The 13,869-nt window shown below is 75.0% G+C and carries 14 protein-coding genes; 5 read left to right on the top strand and 9 right to left on the bottom strand.

What is annotated here, in order from left to right:
- Nucleotides 1-171: 171 nt before the first annotated feature.
- From AQJ30_RS10820 to AQJ30_RS10810, 3 genes are all read right to left on the bottom strand, one after another.
- A complete protein-coding gene (locus AQJ30_RS10820; RefSeq protein ID WP_067231823.1) occupies nt 172-564 on the bottom strand; it encodes a DUF3040 domain-containing protein in 393 nt (130 codons plus the stop codon).
- Between the two features lie 317 nt (nt 565-881).
- Complete coding sequence (locus tag AQJ30_RS10815) at nt 882-1,706, bottom strand: methyltransferase (RefSeq protein WP_067231820.1); 825 nt, start codon at nt 1,704-1,706, stop codon at nt 882-884.
- Between the two features lie 177 nt (nt 1,707-1,883).
- Nucleotides 1,884-2,495, bottom strand: coding sequence for an SAV_6107 family HEPN domain-containing protein (locus tag AQJ30_RS10810; RefSeq protein ID WP_067231818.1), 612 nt, complete (start codon nt 2,493-2,495; stop codon nt 1,884-1,886).
- 183 nt (nt 2,496-2,678) lie between these two features.
- On the opposite strand from AQJ30_RS10810, the gene AQJ30_RS10805 reads away from it, so the two are divergent.
- The 5 genes from AQJ30_RS10805 to AQJ30_RS10785 all read left to right on the top strand — a co-directional run bounded on the left by AQJ30_RS10805 (nt 2,679) and on the right by AQJ30_RS10785 (nt 8,879).
- Nucleotides 2,679-3,512, top strand: a complete 834-nt coding sequence (locus AQJ30_RS10805; RefSeq protein ID WP_067231815.1) for an ABC transporter ATP-binding protein — start codon at nt 2,679-2,681, stop codon at nt 3,510-3,512.
- Nucleotides 3,484-5,571, top strand: a complete 2,088-nt coding sequence (locus tag AQJ30_RS10800; RefSeq protein ID WP_067231813.1) for a YhgE/Pip domain-containing protein — start codon at nt 3,484-3,486, stop codon at nt 5,569-5,571. The genes AQJ30_RS10805 and AQJ30_RS10800 overlap by 29 nt, the downstream gene beginning before the upstream one ends.
- Before the next feature lie 44 nt (nt 5,572-5,615).
- Complete coding sequence (locus tag AQJ30_RS10795) at nt 5,616-6,254, top strand: TetR/AcrR family transcriptional regulator (RefSeq protein WP_067231811.1); 639 nt, start codon at nt 5,616-5,618, stop codon at nt 6,252-6,254.
- A gap of 390 nt (nt 6,255-6,644) precedes the next feature.
- Nucleotides 6,645-7,262, top strand: a complete 618-nt coding sequence (locus AQJ30_RS10790; protein WP_067231808.1) for a DUF4126 domain-containing protein — start codon at nt 6,645-6,647, stop codon at nt 7,260-7,262.
- Between the two features lie 87 nt (nt 7,263-7,349).
- A complete protein-coding gene (locus tag AQJ30_RS10785) occupies nt 7,350-8,879 on the top strand; it encodes a phytoene desaturase family protein (RefSeq protein ID WP_245726887.1) in 1,530 nt (509 codons plus the stop codon).
- 45 nt (nt 8,880-8,924) lie between these two features.
- Here the strand turns inward: AQJ30_RS10785 and AQJ30_RS10780 are convergent, their stop codons facing one another.
- From AQJ30_RS10780 to AQJ30_RS10755, 6 genes are all read right to left on the bottom strand, one after another.
- Complete coding sequence (locus tag AQJ30_RS10780; protein ID WP_067231804.1) at nt 8,925-9,899, bottom strand: SCO2102 family sporulation regulator; 975 nt, start codon at nt 9,897-9,899, stop codon at nt 8,925-8,927.
- A 56-nt stretch (nt 9,900-9,955) separates the two neighbouring features.
- Nucleotides 9,956-10,879 (bottom strand): methylenetetrahydrofolate reductase [NAD(P)H], encoded by a 924-nt coding sequence (gene metF / locus AQJ30_RS10775; RefSeq protein ID WP_067231801.1) that lies wholly within the window; start codon nt 10,877-10,879, stop codon nt 9,956-9,958.
- Nucleotides 10,880-11,018: 139 nt separating this feature from the next.
- Nucleotides 11,019-11,666 (bottom strand): thiamine phosphate synthase, encoded by a 648-nt coding sequence (gene thiE, locus AQJ30_RS10770; RefSeq protein ID WP_067231798.1) that lies wholly within the window; start codon nt 11,664-11,666, stop codon nt 11,019-11,021.
- 74 nt (nt 11,667-11,740) lie between these two features.
- Nucleotides 11,741-12,106, bottom strand: coding sequence for an Rv2175c family DNA-binding protein (locus AQJ30_RS10765; protein ID WP_067231797.1), 366 nt, complete (start codon nt 12,104-12,106; stop codon nt 11,741-11,743).
- A 95-nt stretch (nt 12,107-12,201) separates the two neighbouring features.
- Entirely contained in the window at nt 12,202-13,446 is a 1,245-nt protein-coding gene (locus AQJ30_RS10760) for an NAD(P)/FAD-dependent oxidoreductase (protein ID WP_281200929.1), read from the bottom strand.
- Between the two features lie 32 nt (nt 13,447-13,478).
- Nucleotides 13,479-13,829, bottom strand: coding sequence for an avidin-fold protein (locus AQJ30_RS10755; protein ID WP_067231794.1), 351 nt, complete (start codon nt 13,827-13,829; stop codon nt 13,479-13,481).
- Nucleotides 13,830-13,869: the final 40 nt, after the last annotated feature.

Raw genomic sequence — 13,869 nt, 5'->3', positions numbered from 1 at the left:
TGCCGGGTCGCGCCGCTCCGGCAGAAGCAGCGGACGCAGACGGGACCGGGCATGCGTCAGGGGGTGACCACCTGGGTGGTCACCCCCTGACGAAGAACTGCTCGAAGAACTATTGGCGAAGAACTGCTGCAGAGGAACTGCTCGACGACCGGCCGCCCGTGGGCGGAGGCGTCAGTGGCCCTGCTCGTCGCGGCGGCGCTGCCAGCGCTCCTCGATGCGGTCCATCACCGAGCGCTTGGGGCGCGCCTGGCCACGGGCGGGCGCTGCACCGGGGGCCGGCTGCTCGCCCGGCTTGGGGGCCTTGCGCCAGCCGGTCACGGCGAGCACCGCACACCCCAGCATGACGAGGAAGCCCACCACGCTGAGCCAGACCTGCTGGGCGACCATACCGGCCATGAGGAGCGCGATTCCCACGAGGAAGCCCGCGACCGCCTGGTAGACCCGACGCCGGGTGTACGTACGCAGCCCGCTTCCCTCGAGCGCCGACGCGAACTTGGGATCTTCGGCGTACAGCGCTCGCTCCATTTGCTCGAGCATGCGCTGCTCGTGCTCCGAGAGCGGCACGGAGTCCTCCTCATCGTGCAGTCGCCGGGGCGACCCGGGGGGTCCCTTCAGGATAGGCAGGGAATCGCCCCCGTGAAACCCGCCCCTCTACGCCAATTGGCCAACCGGAACCCACCATGGGCGGTCACGGCCCGCTGAGGCTTCCATTCCCCAACGGCCGGCCCGTCATGCCGGGGCGGTCTCCCTCGATCATACGGCGCAGAGCGCCCGAACGGGGGGCCTGTGGCGTACTCCATCCAGCCTCGAGCCGCTGATGAGCGGCTTCTTCACGGGAGGCGACGAACGGCGACTCCTCGCGCTGCCCTCCCACGGAGCACTTACGCCCCTGACGTCCCGCGCGTCTCACCGAGCACGTGGAGCTGGGTGGCCACCGAGTGGAAGGCGGGCAGCTCGGCGGCGGCCTCCTCCAGCCGGAGCAGGGCGTCCAGCGCACCCGGTTCGGTGTCGACGAGCACGCCGGGGACCAGATCGGCGAAGACCCGCACCCCGTGCACGGCCGCGACCCGCAGGCCCGCGCGCTCGACCAGGCCGGTGAGCTGTTCGGTGGTGAAGCGCCGCGGCACGGGGTCGCCCTCGCCCCAGCGGCCGTCGGGGTCGGCCAGGGCCTGCCGGGCCTCCTTGAAGTGACCGGCCAGCGCCCGCGCCAGGACCGCGCCGCCGAGGCCCGCCGCCAGCAGGCTCAGCACGCCCTCGGAGCGCAGCGCGGCGACGACGTTGCGCACGCCCTCGACCGGGTCGTCGACGTATTCCAGGACGCCGTGGCACAGGACGACGTCGTAGCCGCCGCGCTCGACCACGTCGAACAGGCCGTGGGCGTCGCCCTGCACGCCGTGCACCCGGTCGGCGAGGCCGGCCTCGGCGGCCCGGCGCTCCAGGGCGAACAGGGCGTTGGGGCTGGGGTCGACGACGGTGACGCGGTGGCCCAGGCGGGCGACGGGCACCGCGAAGTTGCCGCTGCCGCCGCCGGTGTCGAGGACGTCGAGACAGGCGCGGCCGGTGGCCTTCACCCGGCGGTCCAGGGCGTCCTGGAGGACCTCCCAGACCACGGCGGTGCGCAGGGAGGCGCGGGGCCGGGAGGGGTCGGGGCGCAGCGACGTCCCGTGCGGATGGGGGGAGACGGGCGGGCGCATCGGATCCGACACGGCAGTTGACTCCTCGGCGCGGCACCGCCTCTTGCGCGGCGGAGCGAACGGGCTGCCTCCCCGCTCCGGCCTGCGGGAGGGAAGGCTTCATGCGCTCTCCACCCTATTGCCTCGGGCGCCCCGCAAGGTCACCCGCGTGCGAGGCCGGCACCGGGTCCCGGGCGGGCCCCGGGCACGTCAGCCCGCGTTCGGCAGCCTGCGGTCGCCTCCTGGGCGGCCCTCCTGGTCGTCGCGGTCGCCCCGGTCGCCCCGGTCGGCCCGGTCGGCCCGGTCGTCGCGGTCCTGCCGGGGCTGCGGTAGGACCGGCTGTGTGACGAGCATGCGCTCGACGAGGCGGATGAACATCGCCACGTCGCGTATCAGGTCGTCGGCGTCCCGGCGGCCGGCCGCGCCCGGGATGCCCGCCTCGGCCCGGGCGCGGCGCGCGGCCCCGGAGGCGAACAGCGCGCTCCACTCGGCGAGTTCGGGCGCGATCTCGGGGAGCACTTCCCAGGCGCTGCGGATGCGGGCCCGGCGTCGCGCCGAGGTCTCCGGGCGGCCCCGCGCGGCGAGGACGGCGGCGGCGGTGCGCAGGGCGGCGAGGTGGGCCGTCGCGTACCGCTCGTTGGGGGTTTCGAGGACGGCCGCCTCGTCGAGTCCGGCGCGGGCCTGGGCGAGCAGGTCGAGCGCGGCGGGCGGGGCGGTGGCCCGGCGCAGCACGGGGTGCACGTCGCTCGCCGGGCCGGTCAGTGAGGGGGCAGGGCCGGGGGCGCGGCGCCGGCGGGCGGCGCCTGCGGGGTAGCTGGCCATGACGAACCTCCTGTCGTCTGGGTCGGCACTGTGGCCGTATGCCCCCATCGTGAGGTATGGCACTGACAATCCGTTCTGAACTGGCCTTTTGCTTCGAAGGGGCGTTCGGGTTAGCTTTTGCACTGACCAGTCAGTTCAAAAGAGGTCGGTGCCGGGGACGGGCGCGCGGCCGGAGGGACGCGCATGGGGGCAGAAGACGGCGCCGGTCCGGATCGGGACGGCGGCGGGGCCGGTGCGCCGGGGGCGGCCGGGCTGTCGCTCGAGGTCCGGGGGCTCGGGCTGAGGGGACCGCGCGGCTGGGCGTACCGGGGGGTGCGCGTCACGGCGGAGCCCGGCTCGCTCGTCGCCGTGGCCGGTCCGTCCGGGTCGGGCCGCACCAGCCTGCTGCTCACGCTGACCGGACGGATGCGGCCCACGCGGGGCACGGCCCTGGTCGGCGGTCTCGCGCTGCCCCGCCGGATGGCCGCCGTGCGCCGGGTGAGCGCGCCGGCCCACATGCCCGGCGTGACCGACCTCGACCCCGCGCTGACCGTCGCCGAGCACCTGCGCGAGCGGGCCCTGCTCCAGCGGCGGTTCGGGGACTCCGTACGGGGGCTGCTGCGGCCGCGCCGGGAACGCGCGCGTGCGGCGCGGCAGGGCATCGACCGTGCCCTGGACGCCGCCGGGCTGGACCCGCGGGCGCTGCCCAAGGGCTCACGGACCGCCGTACGGGACCTGGAGCGGGTGGAGGGGCTGCGGCTGTCGGTCGCGCTGGCGCTGATCGGCCGGCCGCGCCTGCTCGGCGTGGACGACGCCGACCTGAAGCTCTCGCCGGACGAGCGCGCCGAGGTGTGGGAGCTGTTGCGGTCCCTCACGCAGGACGGCACGACGGTGGTCGCCGTGTGCGCCGATGCCCCGGAGGACGCCGTGGTGGTGTCCACGCGGGACGAGCACGACCCGGACGAAGAGCACGACGCGAACGACACGGACGACGACGAGGGGGCCGGCGATGCGCGCGTCGCGACTGGCCGCTCTTGAGCTGCGGCGCTTCGGCCGGGGCCGGCTCCCGCGGGCCGCGCTGGTGGCGCTTCTGCTGCTGCCCCTGCTCTACGGCGCGCTGTACCTGTGGTCGTTCTGGGACCCGTACGGGCGGCTCGACCGGATCCCCGTGGCGCTGGTGAACGACGACCGGGGCGCGAGCGTCGGCGGCGAACGGCTGGACGCCGGCGCCGACCTCGCCGAAGGGCTGCGCGAGAGCCATGTGTTCGACTGGCACGAGGTGAGCGCCCGCGAGGCACGCGCGGGCGTGGCGGACGGCCGGTACTACCTGTCGCTGACCGTGCCCGCCGACTTCAGCCGGCGGATCGCCTCCAGTGCGGGCGACGCGCCCGAGACCGGCGCCCTCCAGGTGCGCACCGACGACGCCAACAACTACATCGTCGGGCAGATCTCCCGCACGGTGTTCAACGAAGTGCGGTCCGCCGCGTCCACCAAGGCCGCCCGGTCCTTCCTGGACCGGATCTTCATCTCGTTCTCCGACCTGCACGGCGCCACCGAGAAGGCCGCGGACGGCGCCGACGGCCTCGAGGGCGGCATCGGCAAGGCCGAGAAGGGGTCGCAGGCCCTCGCCGACGGGCTGACCACCGCCAAGGACGGCAGCGACAAGCTGGCCAAGGGCGTGAGCACGCTGGACACCGCGGCGGGTGAGCTGGAGACCGGCTCGCAGCGGGTCGCGGACGGCACGCAGCAGCTCGCCGACAAGGTCAACGGGGTCTCGGCGGCCGTACGGCCGTTCCTCGCCGACAACGAGGAGGCCATCGGGGACACCGCCCAACTGGTCGCCGACGGCGCGCAGACCGTCCGCGACCACCTCGACACACTGGTGGAGCGGGCCCCGGCCGCCGCCGAGGACGCGCACACCGCGTCCGACCTGCTGTCCGGGACCTACACCGCGCGCTGCGAGGAGCACGTGCCGCCCGCCGACCCGGCCTGCGAGGACCTCGGCAAGGCCAGGGACGCGGCGGCCGACGTGGCGACGGTCGCCGACGACCTGAACACGCTCATCGCGGACCAGGACGGCGACCTGGCGGCCATGAAGAGCGACCTGACGACCCTCCAAGAACAGGCCCAGGCGCTCGCCGACCGCGCCCCGCACCTCACCGAGGACCTCGACGACGCCGTCAAGAAGGTCAACGCGCTGAACGACGGCGCCGGCAAGGTCGCCGAGGGCGCGAAGAAGCTGCACACCGGGCTCGGCACCGCCGACGAGGGCGCCACGACGCTGGACCAGGGCGTCGGCAGGCTGGAGACCGGCGCGGACGACCTGAACGGCGGCCTGTTCAAGCTGGCCGACGGCTCCTCCCGGCTGGCCGGCGGCCTGCACGACGGTGCGGCCAGGATCCCCGACTACGACGAGCGGGAGCGCGACGCCCGCACCTCCGTGATGGCCGACCCGGTGCGGCTCGCCTCCCACGACCTGCACCCCGCGCCCAACTACGGCACCGGCTTCGCCCCGTACTTCATCCCGCTGTCGCTGTGGATGGGCGCCATGGTGGCCTACATGCTGATCCCGCCGCTGAACCGGCGCGCGCTCGCCGCGGGCGCCCCGGCGTGGCGGATCGCGCTGGCGGGCTGGCTCCCGGTGGTCGCGGTCGGCGTGCTCCAGACGGCGGCCCTGCTGGCCGTGCTGCACTGGGCGATCGGCCTGCGGATGGTGCGGGCGGCCGGCACGGTGGGCTTCCTCTTCCTGGTCGCGACCTGCTTCGCGGCACTGGTGCAGTGGCTGAACGCGCGCTTCGGCCCGGCCGGCCGGATCCTGGTGCTCGCCCTGCTGATGCTCCAGCTGACCTCGGCGGGCGGCACGTACCCGGTGCAGACGAGCCCTGGCTTCTTCACCGCCCTGCACCCGTTCCTCCCCATGAGCTACGTCGTGGAGGCGCTGCGCCGGCTCATCACCGGCGGCGGCCTGGGGCCGGTGTGGCACGCGTGCGGGGTGCTCGTCGCGTTCACCGCGGGGGCCCTCGCGCTCACCGCGCTGTCGGCCCGCCGACGCCAGGTGTGGACCCTGGACCGGCTGCACCCGGAGCTCAGTCTGTGAAGGAGCGGCGTACGCACGGTCGGGTTCCTGTGAGAATCGGGGCCATGGACAGCAGCACCACCCCGGGCGGCCGCAGCCGCCGCGAGGCCACCCGGCAGAAGCTCTACGAGGCGGCGGTCACCCTCATCGCCGAACAGGGCTTCTCCGCCACCACCGTGGACGAGATCGCCGAGCGGGCGGGCGTCGCGAAGGGAACCGTCTACTACAACTTCGCGAGCAAGTCGGTCCTCTTCGAGGAGCTGCTGCGGCACGGCGTGGGCCTGCTCACGGCGTCCTTGCGGGAGGCGGCGGAGCGCACCGCGCGCGGGGGCGGCACCCGGGTCGACGCCCTGGACGCGATGATCCGCGCCGGACTCGTGTTCATCGACCGCTACCCGGCCTTCACCCAGCTCTACGTGGCCGAGCTGTGGCGCACCAACCGGGCCTGGCAGTCGACGCTGCTGGTGGTCCGGCAGGAGGCGGTCGCCGTGGTCGAGGGCGTGCTGCGCGAGGGCATCGAGCACGGCGAGTTCAGCGACGAGATCGACGTGCAGCTGACGGCGGCCGCGCTGGTCGGCATGGTGCTGGTGGCGGCCCTGGACTGGCAGGCGTTCCAGCCGGAACGGTCCCTGGACGACGTGCACGCGGCCCTGTCCCGCCTGTTGCAGGGGCGCGTGAGCGGCACGGGCCGAGGCACGGGCTGAGCTGCGGGCGCCCCGAAGCGCCGGTCCGCCGTGGCCGCGTCCCCCGCGGGCCAGGGCGAACCGGCGCCACCGGTGCTCCCCCGTTCCCCGTGCCTTCCTGCTCCCCCAGTCCCCCGCTCCCCGGCTCCCGTACGGTCGTCCCTCGCGTTTCCCCGTTGCCTCGCTCCCGCCGACGGTGCCGGCGGAAGGAGCGGGTCGAGGGCCGGCGCCGTTCCGCCGCCCCGTGTCGGCGGTACCGGAGCCGGGCCCCTTTCCCGTGCCTCCACTCTCCCGTCCGGGCAGGTCGCCCCCCATCCGCGCGCGTACTCAACTCGTCCCCTGGGTACGGGTACTCAGGGCTGTGTGCCCGGGCCCAGGACGCGGCGCGTCCGGCTGGCTACGATCGCCTGCGTGTCCGTACTCCCCTTGGTGTTCACCAGTGGCTGGGCCAGCGGCGTCAACGCCTACGCGGTGGTGCTGCTGCTCGGCGTGCTCGGCGCGACCGGCGTGGGCGACGACGTCCCGGCGACGCTGCAGCGTCCCGAGGTCCTCGTCATCGCGGGCGTGCTCTTCCTGTGCGAGGCGGTCGCCGACAAGGTCCCCTACGTCGACTCGGCGTGGGACGCGGTGCACACCGTGGTCCGCCCGGCCGCCGGCGCCTGGGTCGGCGCGCTGCTGGCCGGCCAGAGCGGCTCGCTCTCCGACGTGGCCGCCGGGCTGCTCGGCGGCTCGACCGCGCTGGCCAGCCACGCGGTCAAGGCGGGGACCCGGATGGCGGTGAACACCTCGCCGGAGCCGTTCAGCAACGTGGTCGTGAGCATCGCGGAGGACCTCGGGGTGGGCGCGCTCGTCGCGTTCGCGCTGTTCCACCCGGTGGCCGCGGCGGTGATCGCGGGCACCCTGCTGCTGCTCGGCCTGGTCTCGCTGTTCTTCCTGGTGTCCCGCATCCGCCGGTTCCTGCGCCGCCGGGCCCTACGCCGCGAGGAGCGGCGCGTGGTGGGACGGCCGACCGGGCCACCGCCCTGGTGAGGTGCCGTCACCGGGCCGGCGGGCCCCGCGACGGCGCTGGTCAGGCCCGCGGCGGCGTTGTCGGTGGCGGCGGATAGAGTCGCGGGCATGGCAGGGATTGCGGTGATCGGCGCCGGGACGGGCGCCCTGGCGGCCGCCGCCCGGCTGGCCGTCGCGGGCCACCGGGTGACGGTGTACGAACGGACGGAGACGTACGGCGGTGCGCTGCGCCGCGTCGAGCGGGACGGGTTCGCCTTCGACACCGGCCCCGCGCTGCTGCACCTGCCCGCGGTCTACCGTGACCTGTTCGTCAAGACGGGCAAGCGGCAGCTGGAAGACGTCGTCGAGCTGGTGCAGGTCGACCCGTCCTCCCGGCACGTCTTCGCGGACGGCACCCGCGTGTCCCTGCCCAACGCCTCGCGCGCGGGCGTCGTCACGGCGCTGGACGAGGCGCTGGGCGCGGGCGCCGGGCAGCGCTGGGGCGACTTCCTGGTGCGGGCGCGCGAGGCCTGGGACCGCACGCGCCGGCCGCTGCTGGAGGAGCCGCTGTGGCCCAACTGGCAGGTGCTGGCCGGGCGCGAGCCGTACCCGGCCGTGCCGCACAAGCGGCTGCTGCGCACCCGGCGGGCGGCCACGCTGGCGGAGATCGGCGCCTGGGAGCTGCGCGACGAGCGGCTGGCGGCCCTGCTGGCGAGCCACGCGCTCGCGTACGGCCTGGACCCGCGCACCGCTCCGGCGAGCGCGGCCGTGCTGCCGTACCTGGAGCACGCCTTCGGCACCTGGTACGTGCGCGGCGGGCTGCGCGAGCTGGCGCGCGCGCTGTACGAGCGGTGCCTGGAGCGCCGGGTCGAGTTCGTGTTCGGCGCGGAGGTCACCCGGATCGTGACGCGGGACGGCCGGGCCGTCGGCGTGGAGCTGGCCGGCGAGCCGGGCTCCGCGGGCGGCACGGTGGTCGAGGCGGACCACGTCGTCGCGGGCGTCCACCCGGCGCGGCTGTCCGCCCTGACGGACCGTCCGCTGGACGCCGAGGGCGACGTACGGGCCGGTCAGGAGGCGGCGGGGAGCGGGCGGTTCACCCTGCTGCTGGCGCTGCGCGGCGGGCGCGAGGCGGGGGCCGCGCACCGCACGGTCGTCCACGCGCCCGACGCGGACGCCGAGGCGGACTTCCTCGCCTCCCCGGGCGGCGACGGACCGCCGTCGCCGACGGTGACGGTGCTGCGCCCCGACGACCCCGCGCTGCGCCCCGACGACGCCCACGAGGCGGTGACCGTCACCGCGGTGGTGCCGGCGGGCGCGGACTGGGCGGACGAGCAGACCGTGCGGCGCTGGACGGAGCTGCTGCTGGAGGCCGCCGGGACGGCGGTGCCCGGGCTGCGGGAGCGGCTGCTGTGGCACGAGGCGCACACGCCCCGGCAGACGGCGCAGGAGACGGGCGCCCCGCGCGGGGAGGTCCCCGCGCCCGCGCTGGCCGCCGGCGGGGGCCGGTTCCTGCGCCCGGCGAACAGCACGCGGCTGCCCGGCCTCCACCGGGTCGGGGGCTGGGCGCACCCGGGCGGCGGACTGCCGCACGCGGGCATGTCGGGCGCGCTGGTGGCCGGACTGATCGTGGAGGGACCGGACTTCCGGGGCTCCCAGTGAGCCCCGTGACGTCGCGTCAGGAGCGCATCCTTCGGTGACGGAGCGTCAGAAGCGGTACTGCTCGTCGAAGCCGTGCCCGTGCCCCTGGCCCTGCTGGCCGCCCTGCTGCTGTCCGTCGCCCTGGTAGTAGGGCTGCTCCGGCGGCAGTTCGCCGCCCAGCGGGTCGTCGGTGCTGCGCTGCTGCGGGACCCACACCCCGCCGCCCGGGGTCTCGCCGCCGTAGCCGCCGGTGCCGTACGGGTCGCCGTAGCCCTGCTGCTGGTACTGGCCCTGCCCGTAGCCGGTGTCGTAGCCGCTGCCGTAGGCCTGCGTGCCGATGTACGGGTCGGAGTAGGCGGCGTACTGCTGCTGGCCGGTGGTGTCGTACCCGTAGGCCTGCTGGCCGTAGCCCTGGTAGGCGTCGTAGCCGTAGGAGGCGTCGGCGCCCTGGGCGGCGGTGGCGTACTGGTCCTGGGGCTGCGGCTCGCCGGTGCGGCCGTCGCCGTAGACGCCGTAGGAGCCGGTGTCGTCCGGGAGGGGCTGCGGCGCGTAGACGGCACCGGTCCCGTCGGCCGCCGGCCGGTCGGAGGCCGGGGTGAACACGTCGTCGTGGTCGTCGTCGTAGGCGTCGTAGGCGCTCTTCGCGGTGTCGTACGCCGGGGCGCCGGAGCCGTACGGGTCGTCGGCCGCGCCGTGGCCCGTGGCCTCCAGGTCGGACACCTCCAGGGCGGGCTCCTGGCGCTCCGCCCTGCCGCGGCGGCGCTTGGCGGGGACGGTGCCGGCGTCGGGGCGCTTGACGGCCCAGCCGGCCTCGAAGCCGCGGCGGAAGGACAGGGTCACGTAGGTCTGGCCGACCGCGAACGCGGCGGCACCCAGGCCGATGACGACGACGGACGGGATCAGCACCCCGACGACGACGCCGAGGAACCCGCCGAACGCCAGCAGCCGCCAGCGCAGCCGCGCCTTGTACTGCAGCAGCACTTCGCCGAGCAGCCACAGTGCGACGACGCCGAACGCGATGTAGAGGACCGCCCAGCCCATGTACGCCCCTCTCCCGGTGACCGTTACGCAGTGTGTCGTACGACCGTGCGACCGGTCTAGGCCTGCGGTGGGTGGTGCAGACCGAGGTTCTCGTGGATTTCCAGCGTCGCCGTGGAGTTGTTCAGCGTGATGAAGTGCAGTCCGGGCACTCCCTCGGCCAGCAGCCGGGCGCAGAACTCCGTGGCGAACTCGATACCGATGGAGCGTACAGCGGACGGATCGTCCTTTGCTGTGAGGATCCGCTCTTTCAGCGCAGCGGGGAAGGCCGCGTTGGTCAGCGACGGGATCCGCTCCAGCGTCCGGACGCTGGCGATGGGCATGACCTCGGGGATGATCGGGGTGTCGCAGCCGGCCGCCGCGACCCGGTCGCGCAGCCGCAGGTAGTCCTCCGGCTGGAAGAACATCTGGGTGATCGCGTAGTCGGCGCCCGCGCGGCACTTGTCGACGAAGTGGCGCACGTCGACGTCCCGGTCGGCGGAGCGCGGGTGCATCGCGGGGAAGGCCGCCACGCCCACGCAGAAGTCGCCGGACGCCTTGATCAGCTCGACCAGCTCGGCGGCGTAGGTCAGGCCCTGGGGGTGCGGGACCCACTCGCCCATGGGGTCGCCCGGCGGGTCGCCGCGCAGCGCGAGCATGTTGCGGATCCCGGCGTCCGCGTACTGCCCGATGATGTTGCGCAGGTCGGCCACGGAGTGGTCGACGGCGGTGAGGTGGGCGATCGGCGTGAGGGTGGTGTCCGAGGCGATGGCCTCGGTGGCCTTGACGGTGCCCGCGCGGGTGGAGCCGCCGGCGCCGTAGGTCACGGACACGAAGTCGGGGGCCACGGCCTCGACCCGGCGCAGCGCGTTCCACAGGTTCCGCTCGCCCTTCGGGGTCTTCGGGGCGTAGAACTCGAAGGAGAACGTCGTCTTGCCGGTCGCGAGCATGTCGCGGACGGTGCGCGCGTGGTCCGACCTGATGGATGCGGTGCCGAGGGCCATAGTCGCAGGTTAGCCAGGGGTGGACGGTCACCCAACCGGACGCCGGAAATTTGCCCGATTTGCCGGGTCCCTGTCCACCCCTTGGACGGCGGGCCCCGTCACACCGTCGTCCCGTGCCACCGCGGCCCCGGCAGCAGGATCAAGCCGACCGCAGGCGCTTCGCCAGCTCTGCCGCCGCCGCGCCCGGGTCGTCCGCCTCGGTGATCGCCCGGACCACCACGACCCGCCGGGCCCCCGCCTCCAGCACCTCGTCGAGGGTGTCGAGGTCGATGCCGCCGATGGCGAACCAGGGGCGGTCGGTGCCGAGGGCGGCGGTGTGGCGGACCAGGCCGAGACCCGGCGCGGGGCGCCCCGGCTTGGTGGGGGTGGGCCAGCACGGGCCGGTGCAGAAGTAGTCCACGCCCTCCTGCACGGCCGCGGCCTCCGCCTCGGCGGCGCTGTGGGTGGAGCGGCCGATGAGCACGTCCGGGCCGAGGATCGCGCGGGCCGCGGGCACCGGCAGGTCGCCCTGGCCCAGGTGCAGGACGTCGGCGGCGGCGGCGTGGGCGACGTCCGCGCGGTCGTTCACGGCGAGCAGCCGGCCGTGCCGGGCGCAGGCGTCCGCGAACACCCGCAGGTGCTCCAGCTCCTCACCGGCCTCCATGCCCTTGTCGCGCAGCTGCACGACGTCCACCCCGGCCGCGAGGACCGCGTCCAGGAACTCCGGCAGGTCGCCCTGGCGCCTGCGGGCGTCCGTGCACAGGTAGAGGCGGGCGTCGGCGAGGCGGGCGCGGGCGGTGTCGGACATGCGTGGTTCCCCCCGGTGGGCGGGCGCACGGCGGCGGGTGCCGCCGTGCGCCGGACGGTGTGCGGTGCGTGGGATCAGACGGCGAGCGCCTGGGCCCGGCGCTTCACCTCCGTGCCGCGATTCTCGCTGAGCGCCTGCGCGGGCGTACCGGGCAGGCTCGGGTCGGGGGTGAAGAGCCACTCGATCATCTCTTCGTCCGTGAAGCCGTCGTCCCGCAGCAGCGTCAGGGTCCCGACCAGGCCCTTGACCACCTTGTCCCCGTCGATGAAGGCGGCGGGGACGTGCAGCGCCTTGTTCTCGCCACGGCGTACGGCGATGAGCTGGCCCTCCTTGACCAGCTGCCGCACACGCGTCACCTCGACGCCGAGCATGTCGGCGATGTCGGGGAGGGTGAGCCAGTCGGGCACGAGAGCATCGATGTTCGCGTCAATCTCGGTCACGGGTCCAGGGTAGGCGCTCGGCGGGCCCGGCCGCGATGTCTCGGTGGCCGTCCGGCGGGTGCGCCCGAGCGGCGGCGGGGGTGCCCCGGTCCCGGTCAGGCGGCGGTGGCCTTCTTCAGGGGGCGGGCCGGGTCCGTCAGCAGGGCGGGGTTCATCGGGGTGCCCGACTCGATCAGGCGGCGGCCCTGGGCCAGGTCCCTCGGGCGGCCGACGGCCAGCAGGGCGACCAGGCGGGTCTCGCGCAGCCAGCACACCGTCCAGGCGGGGCCGGACGGGTCACCGCGCCACAGGGTGGCGTCGGCCGCGCCGTGGTGGCCGGCGTACTGCACGAACCGGCCGAACTGCTCCGACCAGAAGTACGGCACCGGGTCGTACACCTGCGGGGCCTCGCCGGTGACCCCGCCGAGGACGTTCGCGGCGACCGTGCGCGGGCCCTGGAGGGCGTTGTCCCAGTGGTGGACGAGCAGGCGCTCGCCGTAGCGGGCGGAGGGGAAGGACGCGCAGTCGCCGACCGCGTACACGTCGGGCACCGAGGTGCGCAGCCCGGCGTCGGCCACGACCTCGCCGTGCGCGCCCAGCGCGACGCCGGAGCCGGCCAGCCAGGCGGTGGCGGGGCGGGCGCCGATGCCGACCACGACGGCGCCGGCGGGCAGCCGGGTGCCGTCGTCGAGGAGCACCGCGCCGGGCTCGACGCGCGCCACGCGTGCGTGCGTGCGCAGGTCGGCGCCCGCGTCGGCGTACCAGCCGGCCATCGGGGCGGCGACCTCGGGCGGCAGCGCGCCGGCCAGCGGGCGGTCGGCGGCCTCCACGACGGTGACCGCGCAGCCCGCCTCGCGCGCGGCGGTGGCGAACTCGGCGCCGATCCAGCCGGCGCCGACGACCACGATGTCGTGCTGCCGGGCGAGCACCGGGCGCAGCCGCTCGGCGTCGTCCAGGGTGCGCAGCAGGTGGACGCCGGGGACGCCCTCCGCGCCGGGCAGCCGGACCGGCTCGGCGCCGGTGGCCACGACGAGCACGTCGTACGGCACGGGTCCGGCCTCGGTGTCCAGCTCGTGGTCGGCGGGGCGCAGGCCGGTGACCTCGCGGCCGAGGACCAGCTCGATGCCGAGGGCGTCGAAGTCGACGTCGAAGGCGGAGCCCTCGGCCGTGCCGAGCAGCACGGCCTTGGACAACGGCGGCCGGTCGTACGGCTGGTGGGGCTCGGCGCCGATCACGGTCACCGTGCCGGTGAAGCCCTGCTCGCGCAGCGCGACCGCGGTCTGCACCCCGGCCATGCCCGCGCCGGCGACGACCACGCGCCGCACCTCCGGCCTGTCGTCCGGTCCCGTCTGCTCGTTCACCTGATCACCTTAGACACCTGACGGAGCGTCAGTCAGCCGTCGGGTTCCGTGACCTGTTCCACAACGCTGGTCCCGCTGCCCGCCTGTGACTCCCACGACCAGCTCTCCTCGAGCCGCACGCGTCCGTCGGGCAGCTCCACCACGGTGGACACGCAGTGCCCCGAGGAGGTGGTGCCGTCGGTCCTGAGCTGGACGTAGCGGAAGTCGAGCCGATCTCCCCCACGGGTACCCACCAGATGGCCGCGTACGACGTCACCGCCGGTGTACTCGGCCCAGACCACGCCGTCCCGCTCGTGGTACGCGAAGCGGGTGCGGGTGCCCACCTGCCCCGGGGCCTGGTCGGCGACGGGCGCGAGGATCAGCCCGTCGAGCGAGCGGGTCATGGTCGGAGGCTCCCTTACTGCGGCGGACGGCACGGGCTAG

The organism is Streptomyces longwoodensis, from assembly GCF_001514125.1.
In the GTDB taxonomy this organism is placed as follows: Bacteria; Actinomycetota; Actinomycetes; order Streptomycetales; family Streptomycetaceae; genus Streptomyces; species Streptomyces longwoodensis.
The sequence above is the reverse complement of the archived record's forward strand: the minus strand, read 5'-3'. Positions and strand labels throughout refer to the sequence as shown.

What these genes read in the sequence shown, in the direction of transcription:
- AQJ30_RS10810 (WP_067231818.1), bottom strand. Translation starts at nt 2,495, where the DNA reads ATGGCCAGCTACCCCGCAGGCGCCGCCCGCCGGCGCCGCGCCCCCGGC.
- AQJ30_RS10805 (WP_067231815.1), top strand. Translation starts at nt 2,679, where the DNA reads ATGGGGGCAGAAGACGGCGCCGGTCCGGATCGGGACGGCGGCGGGGCC.
- AQJ30_RS10800 (WP_067231813.1), top strand. Translation starts at nt 3,484, where the DNA reads ATGCGCGCGTCGCGACTGGCCGCTCTTGAGCTGCGGCGCTTCGGCCGG.
- AQJ30_RS10795 (WP_067231811.1), top strand. Translation starts at nt 5,616, where the DNA reads ATGGACAGCAGCACCACCCCGGGCGGCCGCAGCCGCCGCGAGGCCACC.
- AQJ30_RS10785 (WP_245726887.1), top strand. Translation starts at nt 7,350, where the DNA reads ATGGCAGGGATTGCGGTGATCGGCGCCGGGACGGGCGCCCTGGCGGCC.
- AQJ30_RS10780 (WP_067231804.1), bottom strand. Translation starts at nt 9,899, where the DNA reads ATGGGCTGGGCGGTCCTCTACATCGCGTTCGGCGTCGTCGCACTGTGG.
- metF (WP_067231801.1), bottom strand. Translation starts at nt 10,879, where the DNA reads ATGGCCCTCGGCACCGCATCCATCAGGTCGGACCACGCGCGCACCGTC.
- thiE (WP_067231798.1), bottom strand. Translation starts at nt 11,666, where the DNA reads ATGTCCGACACCGCCCGCGCCCGCCTCGCCGACGCCCGCCTCTACCTG.
- AQJ30_RS10755 (WP_067231794.1), bottom strand. Translation starts at nt 13,829, where the DNA reads ATGACCCGCTCGCTCGACGGGCTGATCCTCGCGCCCGTCGCCGACCAG.